The sequence below is a fragment of the Candidatus Poriferisocius sp. genome, from assembly GCF_965219775.1.
In the GTDB taxonomy this organism is placed as follows: Bacteria; Actinomycetota; Acidimicrobiia; order Acidimicrobiales; family Bin134; genus Poriferisocius.
Genome location: NZ_OZ244793.1, coordinates 1,610,102 through 1,633,804 on the forward strand (window position 1 = coordinate 1,610,102; position 23,703 = coordinate 1,633,804).

Genomic DNA, 23,703 nt, shown 5'->3' on the forward strand with positions numbered 1-23,703 from the left:
CTCGCCCCGCACTGCTAGCGACCTGACGGCGGCACGCTGCCGCCCCAACACGTCCGGACCCCTTCGGCACTCAGCCCGCAGGTCTGCCCGTCCCCGGCCGACAACTGCACGAAGCTCAGCCTCGCCGGCGGGGAGGCCTGGCCCTGCTCGTTCAACCCCCAGCACACCGCGGTGCCGTCGGCCCGCAACCCGCACGTGTGCCAACCCCCGGCCACCACCTGCGTGTAGGTCCCGGCGGCCGGCGGGGTGGACTGGCCGTCCCCGTCGTAACCCCAGCACTGCACCCCGCCGGTGGCCACCCACAGCCCGCAGGAGTGCCGGGCCCCGGTGGTCACCTGGGAGAAGGCCTGCACCGTGGTGGGGTCCGCCTGGCCGTCCCCGTCGAAGCCCCAGCACCTCGCCGCCCCGTTGGCCGACCGCACCCCACAGGTGTGGACGTCGCCCGCGGCCAGGGAGGTGAAGATCTGGCCCGCGGGCGGGGTGGACTGGCCGAACTCGTTGTTGCCCCAGCACACCGCGACCCCGTCGGAGCGCAGCGCACAGGTGTGGGCCCCGCCGGCCACCACCTGCGTCAACGATCCGACCGGGGGCGCCTGGGCCTGCCCGTCGGCGTTGTTGCCCCAGCAGGTGACCCCGCCGTCCGGCCGCAGGCCGCACGTGTGGAACACCCCGGCGGCCAGCGCGGTGAACACCTGGCCGGTGGGGGGCGACGCCTGGCCGAAGTCGTTGCCGCCCACGCACTCGGCCAGCCCGCCCTCCGTCAGGCCGCACACGTGGGTGCCGCCCACCGCCAACTGCGTGTAACGCTGCCCGGCCGCCCGGTGGGGGGCGCATTCGTCCGACGGCTCCACCGCGGGCTCCCCGTAGGTCTCGGCCACCTTGCGGCATTCCTCGGCGAATAGCTGCTCGAACACCGCCGCATGGCTCTGGATCAGCCGCTCCAGGGCGTGCTGGCGGGCCACCGCCGCCCGGCGGGTGCGGGGCAGCGAGCATACGTCGGCCACCCCGTTGCCGCTGCTGTCGAACGGGTACGTCACCGGACCGCCCAAGCTGGCCACCAGGCAGTAGTCCGGGCCGGTGATCACCCCGCCGGAGTAGAAGGTCACCGCCTCCACGCCGGGCGCCCCCGCCTGGGTGCTCACCGGCACCGCGGGCACGTTGCCGGGAGCGGCCGCCCGGGGGGCGGCGCACTCGTCGAACGGTTCCTGGTTGACCTCGCCGTAGCTCTCGGTCACCTTGCGGCATTCCTCGGCGAAGAGCTGGCCGAACACCGCGGTCTGGCCGCTGCCCAGCCGCTCCAGGGCGTGCTGGCGGGCCACCGCCGCCCGGCGGGTGCGGGGCAGCGAGCACACGTCGGCCACCCCGTCGCCGTTGCTGTCGAACGGGTACGTCACCGGGCCACCCAGGCTGAGGTTGAGGCAGAAGTCCGGCCCGGTGATCACCGGCCCCGAGAAGAACCCGGCCCCGCCCGTCTGGGCGCTCACCCCCGAACTCGTGGCCAATCCCATGGCCAGCACGGCCACCGCCGCCACCAGGCGCAGCCCGGTCGATTTCCCGATCACTCGTGGCCAAAATAGCAGCCTCATCGTTCGGTTCTGGGCCATTCCGGTCGCCGAATCGACCTCTGCGGTCTTCCTGTTTTCCATCAGTCATTCACCTTGGTTGGCGGTCGGCATTGCGGGCTCACAACGGGGGCAGAACGGTGATGTCGAAGTACACGACGTCGGCGTCGCCGGGGCTGGTGTTGGCGTCCCCGTCCACCACCGACAGGGCGTACGTGGTGGTCTGCTGGGCCACCAGCGGTCGGCCCGACACGATGCGGGTGGCCGGGTCGAACTGGATTCCGGTGGGCAGCGGACGGTTGTGGGGGCCCACCACCGAGTAGCGCACCCCGTAGTTCCCCGCCGAGGCCGCGGGCAGCACCCACGCGATGGCCTCGCCGCCTGCCCGCCAGGTCTGCGCCGGCAACGTGGCCGGGGCGAACCGGGGTGCCACGTCCCGCTCCACCGCCAGGGTGAACACCAGCCGGTCGGTCTCCTCCCAGCGGGAACTCGACAGCTCCCGGGTCAGCGCCACCAGCTCGTACTGCCGGTTGGCCGCGGGCTCCCGCGGGATGCCCACGATGTAGGCGGTGGCCACCCCCGACGCCGCGTTGTACACCGCGGTCAGCGCCAGGCCCTTGGGCAGGGCGGGCTCCACCCGCACCCGCAGGTCGAACGCTCCCCGGGCCCCGGTGGCCACCACCGGGCCCACCACGGCCGACTCGCCCACCACCAACTGCACGGGGGCCACCGACGCTCCCGGGGCGAACTCCAGTTCGCCCGGCGCGGGCGGACCGGCGGGCGCACCCCCACCGCCTCCACCACCGATGCCGCCACCGCCGCCACTGCCCCCGGACCCCACCGTGACCGTGAACGTGGTCTGGGCGTTGCCCCCCTCGCCGTCCGAGGCCCGCACCGTGATGGTGGCCGTACCGGCGGCCACCCCCCGCAGCGTCAACGTGGTACCCGTGCGGGACACCGTGGCCACCGAGGGGGCCGACGACGACACCGCGTACGACAACACGTCCCCGTCGGGATCGCTGAACACCCCCGACAGCGACCGGGTGAACGTGCCCCCGACCTCCACCGAGCCCCCGGAAATGCCGCTGACCACCGTGGGCGCCTGGTTGGTCGGCGCGGTGGTGGACACCGTCACCACGAAGGTCTCGGCCACCGAGCCGCCATTGCCGTCGTCGGCCGTCACCGTGATGATGGAGGTGCCGGTGGCCACCCCGTTCACCGTCAACACCTCGTCGGTGAGCGACACCGTGGCCACCGAGGGGGCCGACGACACCGCTTGCAGCGAGAGCGTGTCGCCGTCGGCGTCGCTGAACACCCCGGTCAGCGAGCGGTTGAACGATCCCCCCACCTGCACACTGCTGTTGCCCAGCCCGCTGGCCACCAGGGGTGCCCGGTTCTGCACCCTGGGCGTGACCACCGTCACCGTGAAGGCGTCGGTCACCCGGGCCTGGCGGGGATCCTCGGCGGTCACCGCGATGGTGGTCGCCCCCTCCTTTACCCCGTTCACGGTGAGCGTGTTGCCCGCCTTGGCCGCGGTGGCCACCGCGGTGTCCGACGACGCCACGCTCAGGTCCAGGGTGTCGCCGTCGGCGTCGGCGAACACCCCGATCAGCAGCCGCGACAGCTTGCCGTTGGTCTCCACGATGCCACCGGCGATGGGGTTGGCCACCACCGGGGCCCGGTTGGCCGACGTCACCGTCACCACGAACGACACCGACGCCGCACCGCCGTTGCCGTCCGAGGCGGTCACCGTGATGGTGGCCGTACCGGGGGCCACCCCGCTCACCGTCACGTTGGTGCCCGTGTGGGTGGCGGTGGCCACCGCCACGTTCGAGGTCTGCAACGTGTAGGTCAATCGGTCGCGGTCGGGGTCGCTGAACACCCCGGCCAGCGACCGCTCCAACGTACCCCCGGCCAACAGCGACCCGCCGTCGATCTGCTTCGAGCGAACGGGCGGCCGATTCACCGGTGCCTGGGTCAAAACGGTCACGGTGAACTCGTCGGACACCGCCCCGCCCTTGCCGTCCTTGGCGGTCACGGTCACGGCCACGCTCCCGGCGGCCTTACCGGAGACGGTGACCGTGTTGCCGTCGATGGCCACCGAGGCCCGCGACGAGCTGGACGACGCCACGGTGTAGGTGAGGGTGTCGCCGTCGGGGTCGGAGAACACCCCGACCAGCGAGCGGGTGAGCGTGCCCCCCACCACCACCGTTCCTCCCGCCAAGGGCTTGGGCACCGACGGGCTGCGGTTGGGGGTCGTGACGGTCACCGTGAACCCGGTGGAGACCGACCCGCCGTTGCCGTCGCTGGCCGTCACCGTGATGGTGGCCGACCCGGCCCCCACCGCGGTCACGGTGACGGTGGTGCCCGACCGGGTGGCCGTGGCCACCGATCGGTCGGAGGTGGTCACCGAGTAGGTGAGCGTGTCGTCATCGGGGTCGGTGAACGTGCCCGCCACGTCACGGGTGAGCGTGCCCCCGGTCAAGAGCGAACCGTCGGCCAGCGCCGTGGCCACCAGCGGGCTCCGGTTGGTCGGCGCGGTGGCGGCCACCCTCACGCTGAACGTGTCGGACCCCTCCCCCCCGTTGCCGTCGGCCGCGGTGACCGTGATGACCGCGGTGCCCACGGCCACCCCGGTGACGGTCACCGTGGTCCCCGCCACGGCCACCGTGGCCAACCGGGTGTCGCCCGAACTGGCCGCGTACGTCAGCGTGTCGCCATCGGCATCGGCGAACACCCCCACCAGCGAGCGGGTGAGCGTGCCCGCCACCGCCGCTGTGCCGTCGGCGATCTGGTTGGCCACCGTCGGGGCTCGGTTGGCCGCCGGCACGGTCACGGTGAACGCCGTGCTGACGCTGCCCCCGCTGCCGTCGCTCGCCGTCACGGTGATCGCCGCGGTGCCCGCCGCCACCCCGGTGACGGTCACCGTGGTGCCCGACCGGGTGGCCGTGGCCACCGTTGCGTCGGAGGTGGCCACCGAGTAGGCCAGGGTGTCACCGTCGGCATCGGCGAACACTCCCACCAGGGAGCGGGTGAGCCGGCTCCCCGCGGCCACCGACCCGTTGGCGATGGGGGCGGCCACCGTGGGCGGCCGGTTGGCCCCCGTCACCGTCACGGTGAAGGTGTCGCTCACGCTGCCGCCCCGGCCGTCGTCGGCGGTCACCGTGATGGTGGCCGTCCCGGGGGCCACCCCGCTGATGGTCAGGGTGGTCCCGTTGCGGGCCACGCCCGCCACGTTCGCGTCGGACGTTGACGCCGAATAGGCCAGGGTGTCGCCGTCGGCGTCGGCGAACGCGCTGGCCAGCGACCGGGTGAGATTGGCCCCGGCGGTCACCGTGCCGTCGGGAATGGGGTTGGCCACGGTGGGCGCCCGGTTGGCGGCGGTGACCGACACCGCGAAGGCAGTATTGATGCTGCCGCCCTTGCCGTCGGCCGCGGTGACGGTGATGACCACCAACCCCACGGCCCTGCCGGTAATGGTGAGCTGCGTGCCCTCCAGGGCCACGGTGGCCACCGAGGGGTTGAGCGACGCCGCCGTGAGGGCCAGGGTGTCGCCGTCGGGGTCGGTGAAGGTACCGGTGAGCGACCGGGTCAGCGTACCGCCCGTGGTCACCGTGCCGTCCACCACCGGGGCGTTCACGGTGGGCGGTCGGTTCGGGGGAGGCGCGGTGGTGACGGTGACGGTGAACTGGTCGGTGGCCGTGCCCCCCCGTCCGTCGGCCGCGGTCACCGTCACGATGGCCGTGCCCGCCACCAGCGCGTTCACGGTGAGGGTCGTGCCCTCCCGCTCCACGGTGGCCACCGAGCCGTTCGAGGAGGCTTGGGTGTAGGTAAGGGCGTCGCCGTCGGGGTCGGAGAACACGCTGGTCAGGGAGCGAGAGAGGGTGCCGCCGGTCTCCACCGCCCCGTCGGTGATGGGTGCGTCCACCACCGGCGACCGGTTGGTGGCCTGCACGGTCACGGAGAAGGTGTCCGACACCGTGGCCCCTTGCGGGTCGGTGGCGGTGACCGTGACGGTGGCCGTGCCTGCGGCCACCGCGGTCATGGTCAGGGTGGCCCCGGTGACCGTGGCGGTGACCACCGCCGCGTCGGAGGACGTCGCCGTGTAGGTGAGGGTGTCGCCGTCGGAGTCGGCGAAGACGCCACTCAGCGCCTGGGTCTTGATGTCGTCGGTCACCAGCGAGAGGTCGGCAATGGCCGCCGCCACCGTGGGGGCCTGGTTGGCCACCGCCGCTACCGTGACGGTGAACGAGGTGTTGGTGGTGCCGAGTCTTCCGTCGTTGGCCGTCACCGTGATGGTGGCCGTGCCCCCGCCCCTCCCGGTGACGCTGATGGCGGTGTCGGTCCAGTCGACGGTGGCGACGTTCTGGTCCGATGTCCTCACCACGTAGGTGAGGGGGTTGTTGTCGGGGTCGGTGAACACGCCGACCAGCGACCGGGTGAGCACGTTGCCCACCACCAACCGGCCGTCCTCGATGGCCTTGGCCACCAGCGGATCCTGATTGCCCGGCGATCCTGCCTGGATGGTCACGTTGAAATCGTCTGCCGCGGTGCCCCCGTTGCCGTCGGCGGCCGTGACGGTGATCGTCACCTGGGTCACCGCCCGGGCGGCGACGCTGACCAGGGTGCCGGAGACGGTGGCCGCCGCCGCTGCTGGGTTGGAGGAGGTCACCGTGTAGGTGAGGGGGTCCCCGTCGGGATCGGAGAACACGCCGATGAGGGACCGCCGGAGGGTTTCCCCGTTCCCGACGTTGCCATCGGCGATCTCGCTGACCCTTGTGGGCGGCTGGTTGGTGGACGCCACGGTCACGGCGAAGGTGTCCGACGCGCGGCCGCCCCGTCCGTCGGACGCGGTGACGGTGATGTCGGCCCTACCGGCGCCCACCGCCGTCACCGTCACGGCCGTGCCCTGGAGGGCGGCGGTGGCGATGCTGCTGTTGGACGACGACACCGTGTAGGTGAGGTCGTCGCTGTCGGGGTCGGAGAACACGCCGTCCAGGCTTCGGCTGAGGGAGCCCGCGACCCGCAGGGAGCCGTCGGCGAGGGGAGTGACCAGCACCGGCGGGTTGTTGGGCACCGAAACGGTGACGGTGAAGGTGGTGGAGGCCTGACCGCCCCGATTGTCGGAGGCCGCCACCGTGATGGTGGCCGTGCCGGGGCGGACGGCGGTGACGGTGATGGTGGTGCCCACCCGGCTGACGGTGGCGGTATCGACGCTGGACGACGTCGCCGTGTAGGAAAGGGGGTCGCTGTCGGGGTCGGAGAAGACGCCGACCAGGAAGCGGGTGGTGCTGCCGCCCACGTAGAGGCCGGCGTTGGGGATGGTTCGATCGGCGGTGGGGAACCGGTTGGCCGCGGTGACCGTGACGGTGAACGGTGAGGTGGCCGTGGCCCCGGAGGGATCGGTGGCCGTGACCGTGATGGTGGCCGTGCCCGCTCGGGCCCCGGTCACCGTCACCGAGTTGGCCGTGCGAGCGGCGGCCGCCACCCCGATGCTGGAGGAGGCCACCGTGTAGGTGAGGGTGTCGCCGTCCGGGTCGGTGAACGCGCCCGCCAGGGAGCGGGTGATGGTGCCCGCCACCTCCACCGTGCCGTTGGCCAGGGGGCTGGCCACCAACGGGGCCCGGTTGGCCTGCACCACGGTGAGCGTGAACGAGCTGGTGGCGGTGGCCCCCGAGGAGTCGGCCGCCGTGACCGTGACGGTGGCCGTGCCCGCCGCCAGGCCGTTCACCGTCAGGTTGGTGCCGCTGACCGTGGCGTTGGCCGGCGCGGTGGCCCCCTGGGAGGCCAGGGAGGCCGTGTAGGTGAGGGTGTCACCGTCGGGGTCGCTGAACACCGGCGCCCCGGCCGACTCCAGGTCGATGGCCAGCGCGGCCCCCACGTTCACCTGGCTCGCACTCAGGGCGTTGGCCACCGTGGGGGCCCGGTTGGGCTGGGTCGGGCCGGTGGCCTCCACGGTCACCGAGAAGGTACGCGAGGCCGTGGCCGCCGTGGGTGTGGCCGAGTCGGTGGCCTGGTAGCGGACCTCGGTGGCGGCCTGGGCGGTGGTCGGCGTGCCCGACAGCGTGCGGGTGGCGGCGTTGAAGCTCACCCCGGCCGGGAGGGAGCCGGTACCCACCGCGGCGTACGTGTAGGTGTAGGGCGAGGTGCCCCCGAGGGCTTCGGGCAAAACGAGCGGGGTGATGGCCTGGCCGACCACCCAGCTTTGGTCGGGAATGACCGCCCGGAAGTACACGTCGGTCGCCGTGATGTTGGTGGCCGTGAAGCTGTCGGAGGCGGTGCTCCCGCGAACGCCTGGAGTGTCGGTGGCGGTCACCTCGATGGTGGAGGAGCGATTGCCGATGCCGATGAGGGTGAGCACCCCGGTGTCGCTGACCGTGGCCGTGATGTCAAGGACGTCAGAGGAGGTGGCGGTGAAGGTCAGGGCGTCCCTGTCGGGGTCGGAGAACCACTCGTTCAGGTCGATCGACATCCCCGGGGACGGCCCCACCGCCACGTCGGGGAAGTTGGCCAGGAGCACCGGCGCCGAGTTTCGCACCCACACCGGGATTTCCAGTGGCCGCCCCGCTGCTCCCCGGTCATCCACCGGGGTGACTTTCACCGTGGCCTGCCCCTTGGCGTGGCCGAACAGGGTGATTCGAATGCGCGTCGCCTGATCCGGATCCTGCAACCAAGAGCCGGTGGTCACGGCCGGGTTGGTCGAGGTCACGGAGTAGGTGACCGTGTCCCCTTCGGGATCAATGGCCTTGAGAAGGGAAAGGTTCTCAATTTTCTTACCGCGTTCGATCGGGGGAATGACAGCAGAGTGGTTCGCAAACTCGGGGGGCCGGTTGGCCTTCTCGGTGATGGTGACACTGAAGGCGTCAGCCGCGGTGGCCCCGTCCGGGTCGGTGGCCGTCACCGTCACCGTGACCGTGCCCGGTGCCTTGGCCGTCACGGTGACCGCCGTGGTGGCGCTGTCGATTACTACGGCGGCCTTGGACGCGTCGCTGGTGGTGGCCGTGTAGGTGAGGGGGTCGTCGTCGGGGTCGGTGAACACGTCCCCGCTGGCCAGTTCGAGGAACACCCGGTGGGTGAGCGTGGAGGGGACCGCCCGATCGGCGTCGATGGCCGCGTCGGGCAGGGGACGGGCCACCCGGGGCGACTGGTTGCCCGCCGACGGGGTTTCGGTCACGGTCACCCCGAAGTCGTCGGTGGCCGTGCCTCCCCTGCTGTCGGTGGCCGTGACCGTGACGGTGGCCGTCCCTCCGGCCACCCCCCGCACCGTCAACGAGCTGCCCGCCAGGGTCACCGCCGCCACCCCCGCCGCGCTGGTGGTGGCCGTGTAGCTGAGCGGGTGGCCGTCGGGATCGGTGAACACCTCCGAACCGTCGGCTTCCAGGTCCACCACCGCCGCCGACCCCGCCGCCACGGAGGTGTCCCCGATCGGTCGGGAAACTCGGGGGACCTGGTTGGTGGGTTCGTTGACGGTAACGGTGAACTCGTCGGCAACGGTGTTGGCCCCCAGGTCGGTGGCGGTGACCGTGACCGTGGCCGTCCCCGCGGTGGCCGCCGCCGTCAGGGTGATGGTGGCCCCGTCCACGGTGGCGGCGACCACCCCGGTGGGGGCCACCGCCACGGTGTAGGTGAGCTGGTCACCGGTGTCGGCGTCGGTGAACACCGCCGCTCCGTCGGCCTCCAGCGCCACCGTCTCGGTGCCGCCGGTGGTCACGGTCACGTCGGCAGTGGCGTTGGCCACCGTGGGGGCGTTGTTCTCCATCACCACCAGGGCGAACGTCAGCGAGTCATCCACGAAATCGCCCGCGAACACGTCGTTGTCCTTGACCGTGTAGGTGTAGGTGGCCGGAGCCGTCACCGCCGAGGGCGTCCCGCTCAGCGTGCGGGTGGACGCGTTGAACGCCAACCCCGCGGGCAGCGGCCGGCGCCCCTTGGACGGATCGGTGGCGTCCACCAACGGCCCCGCCAGCGCGTAGGTCAAGGTTCCGTCCCCTTCGGACGCAACCGGCAGCTCCACACGGAAGGGAATGCCCCGGATGGCCCGCTGGTTGGCCACCGAGGCTGTCCCGAACGAGGGCACCTTGTTGGCCTCCCCGGTCACCGTGAGGTTGAACGCCAGCGTGTCGGTGGTCTCATAGGCTTCGGTGGCCTCGTCCGACGGCCAGGTCCGGGCGTTCAGCAGGTAGGAGGTGGTGGTCCACGGCTCGGTGGGTCGCCCGCTGATCAACGCCGTGGCCGTACCCGCCACCAGATCGATGTTTTCCGTGGTCACCGTCACCCCGTCGGGCAGACCGGTCGGGGTGGGGGTGAATGCCAAGCCCTTGGCCCCGGCCGCCCCCGACGCGTTCACCCGCACCGACACTACGTCGCCCACCGCCACCGACACATCGCCGATGGAGGCGTCCGGCGCGAACACCAGTGCCGTCGGTTGGGCGGCGTTCTCGGTCACCGTGATGGTGAACGTCAGGCTGCCCTCGTCGGTCGCCCCGGTGTTCCCGTCCGAATCGGCCACCGTGTAGGTGTAGGTCGTCTCCGGCAGCACCGCCGTGGGGGTGCCCGACAACGTCCTGGTGGCCGGGTTGAACGCCAACCCCGCGGGCAACCGTTGCCCCCCCGGCCCCTCCAGGGAATACACCACCACGCCGTTGCCGTAGGGCTCGTCGTCGTCATCCAGGAACCCCTCCGGCAACACCACCGGGGAGATGGCCGTACCCCGCACCAGCGTCTGGTCGTCCACCGTGTCATCCGGGTAGAACCCCGGCTTGAGGTTGGCCGCCAACGACAGGCGGAACGCGGGCAAAGTGTCGGTCGCCGTGCGGGAAGCGACGTCCGACGTGGCCTGCGTGTACGCCACCAGTTCGTAGTCGCCGGAGACCGCGCTCGCCGCCATGTCCGTCTCGACGTCCAACGACACCGTGCCCGTACCGGCCGTCAGGTTGTAGCTGGTGGTCAACGCCAATTGGGTCGGCCACGGGTCGTCGTCACTGGTGTCCGGCTCCATCACGAACTCCAACGCCGCCGCCCCCGGCGCCCCCGCCGCCGTGATCGGGCCGAACGACACCCGCTCGCCGGCCACCGCCGTAATGTCGGAAATCGACGCCCCCTCTTCGAACCGCAGCTCCACCTTGGCCGCCTCCACCGTGATGGAAAACGTCAGGCTGGCCTCGTCCCTGCTACCGGTCAGCCGGTCGGAGTCGACCGCCCGATAGGTGAAGATGGTGGTCGCCAACACCGCCGTCGGCGTCCCCGACAGCTTCCGCGTGGCAGTGTCGAACGTCACCCCCGCGGGCAACGGCACCCGGCCCTTCGACGGATCGGACGCGTCCACCAACGGCCCCTCCAACGAGTACACGACGTCCCCGTTGCCCCCCGACGCCGCCGGCAACGTCAGATCCACCGACGTGTACCCCTGCTCCCACGTCTGATCGGCCACCGTGTCCCTCCCGAACGACGGCGACGAATCGGCCACCACCTCCAACGAGAACGCCAGCCGATCGGTCTCCACCTCGTCGGAGTCCGCCGTCAACTTCGTGTAGGCCACGAAGGCGTAGTCCTTCTTGGCCAGGGTTCTCGTCGGGGTGCCCGAGAGCTTCGCCTCAATCCCCGTGCGGGCCCCATCCGAGTAGGGGGTGGTGACGAACGTGACCCCTTGCGGAAGGGTGCTCGGCGCGGGCACCAGCGCCACCCGGGATTCGAGGGCACCGTCGGCGCCGAAGGCCCGCTTGGCCCCGGTGCTGATGGGGACGCCGGTCACCACCGAGATGTCATTGATGGTGCTGTTGGGCTCGAACTTCAACTGGGCGAGCTGCGTGGTGACCACCGCGGTGAACGTCACCTCCGGGGACAGCCCGCCGTGGATGTCCCGAGCCCGCACCGCTACCGTGACCGACCCCACCGCCACGCCGGTCACCGTCACCACCGAACCCGACGCCGACGCCGTGGCCACCGCCGTGTCCGACACCCGGGCCAGATACGACATGGCGTCTCCTTCATCGTCGGTGAAGGTCTCGGCCACCGACACCGCCGTCGTACCGCCCACCGCCACGTTCACGTCACCCGGTGTCTTCCCCGCCACGGTCTTCGGTGCGGTGTTGCTCCGTACCGTGAACGTCTCCGACGCCGAACCCCCTCGCCCGTCTCGGGCCCACACCGTCACCGTGGTCGTCCCTGCCCTCCTGCCCGTCACTGACAGCTCGGAACCCGCCACCGACACCGTGACCACCGCAGAGTCCTTGGCCGCCGCCTCGAACGTCAGGGGGTCGCCGTCGGCGTCGGCGAACACCCCGCCCGTGCCCGACAGCACCACCTCGAACGTTTGATCGACGGTGGCCACCCGGTCGGCCACCGGCGCCACCACCCGCGGCGCACTGTTCACCACCACGTCGAACTCGGTGGACGCGGGCTTGCTCAAGCCGTCATCGGCCGACAGCGTCACCTTGGCCGTCCCCGACGCCAGCCCCGTCAACGTCAACGTGGTGCCCGACACCACCGCCGACAACACCGACGCATTGGAGGACACCGCCGACACCACCAAGTCGTCCCCGTCGGGATCGGTGAACATCTCCCGACCGCCCGGCGCCAACGACACCCGCTGCGGCACCCCCACCAGCACGGTGTGGTCCCCCAGCGTCCGAGCCACCACCGGCGACCGATTGGCCAGCACCGTCACCCCGAACGTCAACGACGACGTGTCCCCGTCGGCCGCCCCGAACACATCGGAATCTCCCACCGTGTACACGTAGTCGGTCTCCGTGGCCACCGTCACCGGCGTGCCCGACAACGTGCGGGTGGCCGCGTTGAACGACAGGCCGTTGCCCACCCCCGTCAACGAGTACACCAGGGCCCCGTCACCGCCCGAAGCCGCCGGCAACACCAACGAGACGGTGCTGTCCTTCCCGAACACCTGGGGGTCAACCGACTGGGTGCCGAACCCCGGCACCCGGTTGGCCGTTCCCGTGACCGTCAACCGGAACTCCAACCAGTCCGTCTCCTCGGGCAACGCGTCCTCCGTGGCCTGGGTGTACGCCGACAACCGCACCACCTGGTCGAACAGCTCCTGCGGCCGCCCCTTGATGCTCACCCGACCGTCTCCCGTCGCCACCACATTGAACGACGACGACACCAACAACCCCTTGGGCAACGCCGGCGACACCCGGAACTCGACGTTGAACGCCCCCGACGCCCCCGACGCCGACACCGGCCCCACCGTCACCGACTCCCCCACCGCCGCCGTCACGTCGCCCAACGTCGCATCCGGTCCGAACACCAACGCGGGCACCGGCGACGCCGCCTCCCCCACCGTCATCGAGAACGTCAACGCCGCCTCATCTGCTGAGCCCGTGATGTTGTCCGAGTCGGCCACCGTGTAGGAGAACGACCGGGCCGCCGACACCGCCCACGGCGTACCCGACAGCGTGCGGGTGGCCGGGTCGAACACCAACCCCGCCGGCAGACGCTTCCCGTCGGCCGCCGCCAGCGAGTACACCAGCGTGCCATTGCCCCCCGTCGCCGCCGGCAATTCCAGCGAGAACTGCGTGCCCTTCACCAGGGTCTGGTTTTCGATCGCGGCATCCTCGTCGAACGCCGGCACGGTGTTGACCGGCACGGTCACGGCCTCCACCGTCAGGGAGAAGTCCAGCGTGTCGGTTACCTGCGCGCTGGGGTCGTCGGCCGCGGCCTTGGTCCGCGCCTCCAGTTGATAGTCGCCCGAGACCGCGGACGTGGGGGTGCCCGCCACGCTCACCGACGCCGTGCCCGCGTCCCGGTCGTAGGTGGTGGTCAACGCCAGTTCGGTGGGCCACGCCGGATCGGCGGCCGTCTTGGGGACCACCGCCAATTCCAGTTCCGCCGCCCCCGGCGCCCCGTAGGCCTCCACCGGCCCGAAGCTCACCGGCTCGCCCACCACCGTGGAGATGTCGGCCACCGCCGACCCCGGCTTGAACCGCAGCTTCACCTGCTGGGCGGCCACCGTGATGTAGACGGTCAAGCTCGTTGCGTCATCGGTGCCCGTGCGCTGATCGGAATCGTCCACATGGAGGAGGTAAGTCGCCCTCGACTGCGCGGCGGTGGGTGTGCCCGAGAACGTCCGCGTCGCTGGGTCGAAAGTGATTCCTGCGGGCACCGATGCACTCTGCAACAGCAGCCTGTATTTCAGCGGCCCGTTTCCGTCGGTGGCCGACCGCAGCGTCACCGACACCGGCAACCCCACCTCCCAGTTCAGCGCCACCGCATCCCGATCCTCGAATCTGGGTCGGCTGTTGGCCTCGACTTCCATCCGCGCCGTCAGCCGGTCGGTCTCCACCTCGGTTCCGTTTGCCGTCGCCTTGGTGTAGGCCACCAGGTCCACGTCCACGGTGCCCTGGGTGGCCGAGTTGGGCCTACCCGTCACCGACACCGACACCGTGCCCGCCGTCTCGTCCTTGGTCGTCGTCAGACTCAATCCGTTCGGCAACGAATCACCCGCGGCCAACCTCACCCCGTAGTCGTGCGCCCCCGCCGCCCCCGTCAGCAACACGGGCCCTGCCGACACCGAATCGCCCTCCGTGGCCCACACATCCAGCGACGCTCCCGCCGGGAACGTCAGGGCCACCGCCCGGTGTCGCACCGCCAGGTTGAACGTCAACGTCGCCTCGTCACGCGACCCGGTGATCCGGTCGGAGTCCACCACTTTGTACGTGAACGACTTCTCGGCCGCCGTCGCCTGGGGCGTGCCCGACAGCGTACGGGTGGCGGCGTCGAAGGTCAGCCCGGCCGGGAGGCCGCTACCGTCGGCGGCCAGCACCGTATAGACCAGTGCCCCGTTTCCGCCGGTCGCCTCCGGCAGCACCACCGGGGTCAGCGGCTCGCTCACCAAGAACACCTGGTCGGCCACCGAAGAGTCCCTGCTGAACCACGGGGCGGAGTTGCTCACCACCCGGGCGCTGAATCGCCGCGCATCGGTACGCGTCCGATCGGTGGATCTCCCTCCCGCAGGCTGCGTCTCGGCCACCAGCTCCACCGAGCCGTCGAAGGCCCCGCCGAGCGTTCCCGCAATGGTCACCGAAATGGTGCCGTCATCCGGGTTGGGCGTGGAGGTCACGGTCAACCCCTGCACCGACGGCACCAACTCAAAGGTGTAGCCCCGGCTCAGGTCGCCACCGGTTGCCGCGAACGGCCCCAGTTGCACCGACTCCCCCACCACCCCGTCGATGTCGGGCACCACCGCCCCCGCCGCGAACTTCCAGGGGCTCGCCACCGTGTAGCTCGCCACCGTCACCAGCGGTGAGGCCAGTCCCTTGACCGTCCCGGCCACCGCCCGCAACCGCACGTCGTAGTTGGTCACGCTCCCCGGGGTGCTGGGTTGCAGGCCGGTGATCACCCCGGCGCGGGCCGTGCCCGCCGCCCCCTGCAGCGTCTGCCAGGTTCCCGTTCGTCCGGTCTGGGCCAGTTCGTATTCCCAACCGGTGATGCGGTCGTCGCTCGGGCCGGTCCACCGCAGGGCCGCCTGCCCGGCCACCCCCGACCCCGACGCCGTGAACCCCGACGGCGCCGCCGGCACAAAGCTCGCCATGGCACTGGCCTGCGCCGCCACCCCCGATCCCGCCGAGTTCACCGCCCGCACCTGGAACTCGTAGGTGGTGCCGTTGGTCAGACCCTGCACCTGGTGGGCCGTCGCCTCTCCGATGCCGGGCACCACCGCCCAATCCCCCCAGGTTCCCAACACCGGGCGGTAGCGAACCTCGAACCAATCCAACACGGTTGAGTTGGTCGGCGGCTTCCACGAGAGGTCCACCACGCCGTCGCCTGCCGCCGCCGCCAGATCGATCGGAGAGTCGGGCACCGCCACCGGGGTCGAGGCCGTGTAGTCCTGCGGCAGGCTCTTCTGCACGACGTCGCGATTGCTGGTGATGCTACTGAACGTCTTGTTGACCGCCCGGACCTGGAATTCGTACTCGGTATTGTCATCCAGGCCCGTTTGGGTGTGGCTGCGGAGCGTCCCGTCGCCGCCCCGGCCCCCTACTCGCGACCACGGGTGATTCGGGTCGTCGGTTCCCTTGTCCCACGGAGACGCATCGACCTGTTCATTCTCTGAGATGTCGTCGTCATCATCGTCATCGTCCGAGGGCGTCTTTCGGTAACGCGTCTCGTAGTAGTCCACCACCACCGTATTGGTGGGTGCCGACCACCTCATCGTCACCGAATGGGGTCCGTCCACCGAGGTGGTCACCTCCTCGGGTGGCGGATCGCCGGGCGGCGCCGGCGTATTCATTTTCGGGAACGCGCGTATCGAGACCGTATCCCCCCAGGCTCCTGCGTTTCTGGATCCCCCTCCGTGGCCGTTGGACGCCCGCAACTCGAATTCGTAGATGCTCCTCGGGTCCAACCCCGTCCACGTATGGGAGCGGGTGCTTCCGCGCCATTCACACCACTTCTCGCCGCCACCACAGCCCTCCCACGAACTGGAGCCTGTTTTGCGATAGCGCCCCGAAAAAACCTCCCAGAATCTGGTGATCTTCTTGGCCTCGTCCGCCTCGGGCAAAGTCCAATTGAGCTGGACACTGGTCTCGGTTTTCGTACCCACGGACACCAAGGAGGCGTCCATATTGGCCTTGAACGCATGGGGAGCCCAAAAGTCATAATGGGGAACGAGACCTGTGGCACCCTTGGGTCGTACGCCGAATCCGTAGTCACGACCGGAGGCCACCAGATCGGGACCCTTGGAAGCATCGGAATGGATGGTCGCCTTCCAAGTCACTTTGGCGTTCTCGTCTACATGTCTAGTGGCCTTCAAATCAAACCACCCTGCACTGTCACAACAACCATTGCGTCTGTACCACTGCAAACGGTATTCCCACTCCCTCACGTTTTCCCCGGTATCGGCCCAGGTCAGATGGACCGTCGCCTCCTTGTCGGTGGGGATGCTGCCGTCGAGCTTCAACACCGGTGTCTTGGTCGGTGGGTCTGGAGGCGCCGTCGAGACGTCTACACTCGCCGGGCTTCCGTGGCCGGCGGTATTCCATGCCCGCAACTGCACAGTGTAGACCTTGCTACTTACGTCTCCCAGCCCGGTGATGTCGACCGATCGGATACCCCCCCCTCCCGGGATGATGACCCAACTGCTGTAGGCAGTGTCATTTTCACCTTGGAGCTTGTACCGGTACTCATACCGTTCTACTTCACCGCCGCTGTCGTCAGTTCCTGAGGGCGCTTGCCAACGAATCTCAATGAGCCCATCGCCGCGAAACCCTCTCAAATTGGTCGGCGGATTGGGTTCCGGCGGGATCGTATCGATATTGCTGAGGGTTGTGATGTGGCCACCGCCACTTCCATTGCGACCCCGGACCTGAAATTGGTAGGAGGTTCTCTTTGTCAGCCCAGTGATCTGGGCCGTGGTGGTGAGACCATTGTCCTTCCAGCTACTCCAGGAGGAAGAACTTGTTTTCTTGTAACGGTATTCATATCTGTCCAGATAACCGGAATAGTCTGCCCCCGTATCCCCCTTTGTGCCGCGTTCCCACTTGACAGTGAACGAAGTGGAGCTTGCCTTGTGTGTCTTGTTGCCTTCGTAGGTGAGCATCTTCGGCGCGCTGTTCATGCGGTAGCCGGTGGTGGCGCGCGGCTTGCTGGTGTACTGCCACTTGTCGCCTATGCCGGCACCTTTGTGCCGCAGCCTCATCTCGTACTCTTGGTTTTCTCTCAGTTCGTCCCAGCCCGTGTTGTCGCCACAGCCCGGAGACCACAACGCCTTGAGGGACTCCCTCAAGATGTCTGATTTCTTGACGCCCCCCCAGCCTGAACCCACGCAATCATCGCCGATGGGCGTGATCTTGCTTTCCATTTTGTTGATGCCGGTATTCCTGTTCCAGTCCCACCGAAGCGAAAGGTTGAGCCATCCACGGTGTGGATCACTACCACCCTCGCGTTCCCGCCCGGCGCTCAGCCGCAGGTTGCTCAAGCCGGCCTCCGCCACCTTGACTGGCACCAACGTCAGCACTGCGCCCAGCAGGGCGATGGCCAGCCCGAGGCTCAACCACGACTTCAGCCGCGCCCCCCACGGGCCGGGTCCGGCCGCGGCGTGCCCCGGTGTGGCCAGCCGCGGAGTCGCGGGCAACCGACTCTGGGGAACACCCATCAACGGGGCACCATAACAGCCCCTGTCACCCCAAGTCGGGATTTCCGCTGCCGGCCGCGTCGGTGCTTCTTGCGTCTCCTCTTGCGCATCGGTCGTAGCCGCTGCCCGGCGAGGTGGCGGCTCAGCGGTCGCCGATGGCGTAGAAGCCGCCGTCGCGGGCCCCCACGTAGATCACCCCGTTCCACACCGCCGGGGTGGATTCCACGCAGCCGTCCAGCGTCACCCGCCACAGCTCCGGGGGGTCCACCCACGGCAGGGACACGTCGTAGGCCCGGATCACCCCGGCGCAGTCGCCCTGGATGAGCACCCCGTCGATCACCACCGGCGACGACCACACCGGGCCCGCCAGCCGCTTCGACCACACCACCTCACCGGTGTCGCGGCGCAGCCCGTAGAGGAATCCCGCGTTGGTGGGCACGTACACCATCTCGTCGGTGAGCGCCGGGGTGGCCCACACGCCGTCCACCGCCGCGTTGCGGAGGTCGGCGCCCCACACCAGGGGATCGTCGGCGCTGGGGTCGAGCCTGAGCACCTGGCCCTGGGCCTGGCTGCGGGCGGTGCCCCGCTCGTACTCCACCCCCACGTACAGGTGGCCGGCGGCGTCGGCCACCACGGTGGCGTCCACGTCGTCGCCCGCCCAGTAGCGGAACACCCGCTCGGGGTCTCGGCCGTCGGCCAGCCCGGCGATGTCCCACCCCTGCACCAGGCCCCCGGAGTTGGCGAAGTACAGGGTGTCGCCCACCACGGTGATGCCCGTTTCGATCGACACGTTGTTGTCGCCCAGGACGCTCAGCAGCTCCTCGTCCCAGCCCGGAGCGGTGAACACCAGTTCGGGGTCCACGGTCACCCGGCCGTCGGGGCCGTAGCCGCGGTTCAGCTTGACGATGTGCAGGTGGCTGTTCTCCCCGCCCTGGAACAGGTAGTCGTCCAGCACCAGGGCGGCCCCGTCCCAGTCGTTGTTCCACAGCACCGGCGCCACGTCGTAGGCGTGCAGCGACCACAGCTCTTCGGGTTGGTCTCGGTCGAAGGCGATGATGCGGAAGTAGTCGTCACGCGAGCCGAAGTAGGCCAGGGGGTAGCCGTCGGGGTCGACCGTGACCGACCCCTTGATGAGGTCGCCCACCAGGAACTCGCCGAGCAGGGGCTCGCCGGTGGCCGCGTCCAGGAAATGTACCGCCGGGGCGAAGGTGCCCACCACCACCCAGGTGCGCTCGTCCCACTCCACCACCGCCGGTTGGCCGGTCCAGCCGCTGCCGCACCACAGGGTGGTGCCCCCCGCCCACGAGGTGAGCGAGCACAGGTCCCGCTCGGGGCTGCCGGTGAACCGCCAGAGCACCTCCGGGGACTGGGGGACGGGGCCGGTGCCGTAGAAGGTGCGGGTGGGGTTGCCCCGAAAGGTGAGCAGGCCGGGAACCGAGCCGTGGGGCTTGCCCTCGGAGGCCGGGTCCACCCACCCCGGATAGGGCGTGGCGGTGGGTTCGGTTGTTTCGGAGGCCGGCGGCGGCGTGGTTGCCGTCGGAGTCGCGGGCGTGGGGGCCGGGGTCGGGGTGGTGTCGGGGGTGGGCGTGAGCGGCATGGGGATGGCCGAGGTGATCAGCTCGGGCTCGTCGGTGTCGAACAGCTCCCCGTCGGCCACCACCGCGGCAATGCCGACGGCCGCCGCCACCACCGCCAGCCCGGCCCACGCCCTCCACGCCCGCACGCGCACTACCGCATCCTCACGTCGACCGCCGCCGCGATACCGGCGGCCGCCGCCACCGCCGCCGTCCCCGTCACCACGCCCTCCACGCCCGCACTCGTACTACCGTAGAGCCATGGCCATCGAATACTTGGACCCACGGGCCGAACCGGCCGAGCGAGAGACCCCTTACGAGCTGTCGGCGGGGGGTGGTGCCCTCACCATCGGGCTTCTGGCCAACGGCTTTCCCGACTCGGTGCCCTTCCTCGACGCCGTGGGCGAGAGCCTGCGCCGGGTGCGCCCCGACGTGCAGGTGCGGGCCTGGAACAAGGGCAACGCCTCGATGATCGCCGACGACCGGCTCATGGGCGAGATCACCGACGGCTGCGACGCCGTGGTGGCCGCCTACGGCCATTGAGGGAGCTGTACCAGCGGCACCGTGCGTGACGCCATCGCCGCCGCCCGCCGCCATACACCGGCGGTGGCCCTGGTGACCACCAAGTTCTCCCCTCAGGGCGACTACGTGGCCCGGGCCGCGGGCATGCCCGACATCCCCCGGGTGCTGCTCCCCCATCCGGTGGCCGGCACCGGGGCCAAGGCCATGAAGATGGTGGCCGACGACATTGCCGACGAGGTGTTCCGGGCCCTGGGCGCCACCGGATGAGCCGTCGGCTGGCCGCCGCCTCCGAGGAGGCCGCCCTCGAACAGCTCCACGAGGCCGGCTGCACCGACGGGCTGCCGGTGGTGGTGCCCACCCCCGCTCGGGTGGAGCGGATGGTGCTGGCCTCGGGCCTCGACGGCGACCGGTCGCTGGGGCGGCTCGGCCCCAACCTGGGCGAGGCCACCGTGGAGAAGGCCGCCGTGGCCGCGGTGATGGCCGGTTGTCTGCCCGACCATTTCCCGGTGGTGGTGGCTGCGGTGCGGGCGGTGTGCGATCCCCGTTTGGACATGACCGAGGTGCAGTCCACCACCCACAACCTGGGCCCGCTGGTGGTGGTGAACGGCCCGGCGGTGGGGGCCTGCGGGCTGGCCGTGGGGTTCGGGGCGCTGGGTCCCGGCCACCGGGCCAACGCTTCCATTGGTCGGGCCGTGCGGCTGGCCATGATCAACATCGGCGGGGGGCGGCCCGGCACCTCCGACATGGCCCTGCTCGGCCATCCCGGCAAGTTCACGTTCTGTTTGGGGGAGGACGAGGAGTCCAGCCCCTGGCCCCCGCTGCACACCTCGTTGGGCTTCGGGGCCGATCAGAGCGCGGTGACGGTGGCCTGCACCGAGGGGCCGCACTCGGTGTTGTGTTTCCCGGATGACGACCCGGAGGTGTACGCCGACCATCTCTTGAACGTGTTGGCCGCTTCGCTGTCGGGGCTGGGGGCCAACAACACCCACTTCGCTCGGGGTACCCAGGTGGTGGTGCTCAATCCCGATCACGCCGTGGCCTTGGCCGACGTGGGCTACGACCGGGCTGCGGTGGCCCTGGTGCTGTGTGAGCGGGCCGTTCGCACGTGGGCCGAGCTGGCCACCGTGCGGTCGAGGGGTTCGGGCATCAACCGAGAACAGCGTGACCAAGGGGCCGACGCCGAGGCCGTGGTGGCCGCGGTGTCCGGCCCGGAGGCCCTGTTGATCCTGGTGGCCGGGGGCACCGGTCTGTACTCCGCAGTCATGCCCTCCTGGGGGGCAGGACCCCACGGCAACGGCCACGTGACCGTGGAGATCGACTTGGACCAGGCCTGCGAGGTGCCTGGGGTGGCGGCTGCGGTCTCCTGAGATTTGCCCACAAGTGGTCGCCCTCGCTGGTAGCGTTGCCGCCTATGGGTAGATTTCGCCGCACATTGGAGACCGCCAGAGCATCCTGGAAGGTCCTGCAACACGATCGAGAGCTGGCCGTCCTGCCGGTTTTGGGGGCTCTGGCCTCCCTGGTGGTGATCGCGGCGGTGGGCATCCCCATGTGGTTGTCCTCCGACGGCATCGACGACGGGGGCAGCAGCGCGGGCAGCGAGCCCATGATGTGGATCGGCGGCATCATCATCTTGTTCGCCATCACCGTGATCTCCATCTTCTTCAACGCCGCGGTGGTCTCGGGTGCCCGGGAACGGTTCAGCGGGGGCGACCCCACCATTTCGAGCGCCATCAAGGGGGCCTTTGCCCGGTTGCACGTGATCGTGCCCTGGGCGATTCTGGCGTTGACCGTGGGGTTGGTGCTGCGGGCCATCCAGAGTTCCGACAACATCGTGGCCCGCATCCTGGGCAGCTTGTTGGACATGGCCTGGGGGGTGCTCACCTTCTTGGTGGTGCCGATCCTGGTGGTGGAGCAGACCGGACCGTTCCGGTCGGTGAGCCGGTCGGGGGAGCTGCTGCGCACCACGTGGGGGGAGAACCTCATCGCCCAGGTGGGGTTCGGCTTCATCGGACTGCTGGTCGCCATCCCCGGCATCCTCATCGCCGTGATCGGGGCGTCGGCCGGATCGGTGGCCGCCGTTGTGGGGATCGCCGTGGGCGTGGCCTGGATCGCCCTGGTGGCCGTGGTTATGAGCACGCTCACCGCCATCTTCCAAATGGCCCTCTACCTCTACGCCACCACCGGCCAAATCCCCATGGGCTTCGAGACCTCCGGCATCAACGACGCCTTCCACGAACGCTCCCAAGGCCCCCTAATGTCCCGCTTCAAATCCCCCCGCTTCTAACCCGGGGCTCCACATCGGGGAGCACATAGCGCGCACCGCGCTTGGAACCGACCAATACGAGCCTTCCCTCATCGCGCAGGCTACGGAGCAGTCGGCTGGCTTGGTCAGGACTGATGTGGCACAGCTCAGCGGCTTGATGGCGTGAAATGGAATCAAATCTCTCCAGATAACTGAAAACCATTTGCTCCTGCTGGATGTCATCGAATCCGCGGGTACGCAGGTATTGGATTGACTCCCCCAACCTGTCGTACACAGCCGCTGACAAATGGTAGGTGCGCCCTTTTCGCTCTCCTCGTGACTCCACCCATCCCAATTCCACCAATCGGTTCAAAACATTTCTCGCATCGGCAACTCCGACCTGAAAGAGTTCCGCTGCCCTGTCACTGGTGATGCGACGTTCTTGGCGGATTTCGTGGAGGGCCAAGAGATGCTGATAGTCGAATCTGTGGCCACTCTGGTGGGCTTCGGCGATGAAGGCAGCAAGACCCTTGTCCGCTGCTCCTGAATGCACACGTACAATGACTGTGTTGGGTACGGTCTGGCTGTAGTCAGGTGCAGGTCTCCCCAAGGAAAGCTGGCTCTCGAATGCTCTGTTGATGCCTCGGCCCGTCCGTTCTACCAGACCGGCGCGAGTGAATGCCTCTGCCAACAGCGGATTGCGCGGCAGAGGTGGTGTGGTGAGCAGGTTGGACAATCTGACTCCGCTCGGAAATCCTCCTGGATTGGATACTCTCAAGGCTTCAGGAGTGATCTCCACCTGAGTTGCTCCCATGGCGGCATAGTCGCGATGGACGAGGGCATTGGCTATCAACTCTCGCGTCGTAACATCAGCATACTGTGGCAACGAAACCCTCAAGATACCGAGATCAATTTCCTCTTCTTGATTCCTCACCTTGACTCGGTCTACCAACTGCTGCATTGCTCGAAACAGTGGGGTGTACCCCCCTTCATTGACACGAACTTCCGATCCCTCAAGCACACGAAACCTAACTTCATGAGTTGGAACATAGTGATGAATCATGGTGGGTGACCCAAATAGCAGAATTGCACCAAGGGTAATATCCCCACTGGGAGTCAACAGGTTGAGTGCTCGCAGAAGTTCGACATCAGAAAGCCTGAGCAAGCTGTGGTCACCGCCAGCCCTCACCATGTCACGAAATTGCTCCAGTTCGGCTACCGCCAGATCTTCAACGGCGAGTTCAGGTATGGCAATGCCTGAGTAGTCTTTGGCACCAATCGCGCCGGCGCGGGACAGCACGTCATTCGGTGCCATGGGTAGACACTCCGGGCGGCCATTGACGTTGATGGCCCGTCGAAGGTACTTTCCGTCCGTCGTGGCCACCACGGTGTCGGCGGCGGGCACGGTCACCACGATGACCTGCTGCTCATCGATCTCCTCCACGGAACTACGAGCCGTCACCGGTGGCTGGGTCCGGTTGGCGATCAGGGCATCCAGGCGGTTCGGGTGAGTCGACGTGCCGTGTCGGTGTTTCGCACCGAGCACCCTCCCGTCGTCATCGACCCCAATGATCAGCGTGCCCCCATCCCCGTTCGCCAAGCACACGACGGCCTCGACCAACTCCGCATCGTTGAGTGGGTCTCGCTTGAACTCCACGGTGAAGGTCTCACCGCCGCGGAGAGCGGCTCTGAGCTCGTCGTGATCCATCCCCCCAT

At 69.1% G+C, this 23,703-nt stretch carries 7 protein-coding genes and 1 pseudogene; 3 read left to right on the forward strand and 5 right to left on the reverse strand.

All coding sequences use genetic code 11. The features are described from left to right. Positions 1-14: 14 nt before the first annotated feature. From ACOQPQ_RS07255 to ACOQPQ_RS07270, 4 genes and pseudogenes are all read right to left on the reverse strand, one after another. The gene (locus tag ACOQPQ_RS07255) at positions 15-1,562 is read right to left on the reverse strand and encodes an RCC1 domain-containing protein (RefSeq protein ID WP_420638773.1); all 1,548 of its coding nucleotides are present in this window, start codon (positions 1,560-1,562) and stop codon (positions 15-17) included. 121 nt (positions 1,563-1,683) lie between these two features. Beyond that, complete coding sequence (locus ACOQPQ_RS07260; protein ID WP_420640374.1) at positions 1,684-15,807, reverse strand: putative Ig domain-containing protein; 14,124 nt, start codon at positions 15,805-15,807, stop codon at positions 1,684-1,686. Positions 15,808-15,867: 60 nt separating this feature from the next. Further along, positions 15,868-17,670, reverse strand: a pseudogene (locus ACOQPQ_RS07265) (fibronectin type III domain-containing protein); the annotation flags it as partial. A 121-nt stretch (positions 17,671-17,791) separates the two neighbouring features. Beyond that, positions 17,792-19,378: a PQQ-binding-like beta-propeller repeat protein gene (locus tag ACOQPQ_RS07270; RefSeq protein WP_420638774.1), complete on the reverse strand. Its 1,587-nt coding sequence runs from the start codon at positions 19,376-19,378 to the stop codon at positions 17,792-17,794. A gap of 106 nt (positions 19,379-19,484) precedes the next feature. Between ACOQPQ_RS07270 and ACOQPQ_RS07275 the strand changes: the two genes are divergently transcribed. From ACOQPQ_RS07275 to ACOQPQ_RS07285, 3 genes are all read left to right on the forward strand, one after another. Then, positions 19,485-20,012: a UGSC family (seleno)protein gene (locus ACOQPQ_RS07275; RefSeq protein ID WP_420638775.1), complete on the forward strand. Its 528-nt coding sequence runs from the start codon at positions 19,485-19,487 to the stop codon at positions 20,010-20,012. After that, positions 20,009-21,112 carry a hypothetical protein gene (locus ACOQPQ_RS07280; protein ID WP_420638776.1) on the forward strand — a complete coding sequence of 368 codons (1,104 nt, stop codon included), beginning with the start codon at positions 20,009-20,011 and terminating at the stop codon, positions 21,110-21,112. The genes ACOQPQ_RS07275 and ACOQPQ_RS07280 overlap by 4 nt, the downstream gene beginning before the upstream one ends. A gap of 65 nt (positions 21,113-21,177) precedes the next feature. Then, entirely contained in the window at positions 21,178-22,029 is an 852-nt protein-coding gene (locus tag ACOQPQ_RS07285; RefSeq protein WP_420638777.1) for a DUF6159 family protein, read from the forward strand. Here ACOQPQ_RS07285 and ACOQPQ_RS07290 read toward each other — a convergent pair. After that, positions 22,010-23,695, reverse strand: a complete 1,686-nt coding sequence (locus tag ACOQPQ_RS07290; protein WP_420638778.1) for an RNA-binding domain-containing protein — start codon at positions 23,693-23,695, stop codon at positions 22,010-22,012. The genes ACOQPQ_RS07285 and ACOQPQ_RS07290 overlap by 20 nt on opposite strands. Positions 23,696-23,703 lie beyond the last annotated feature (8 nt).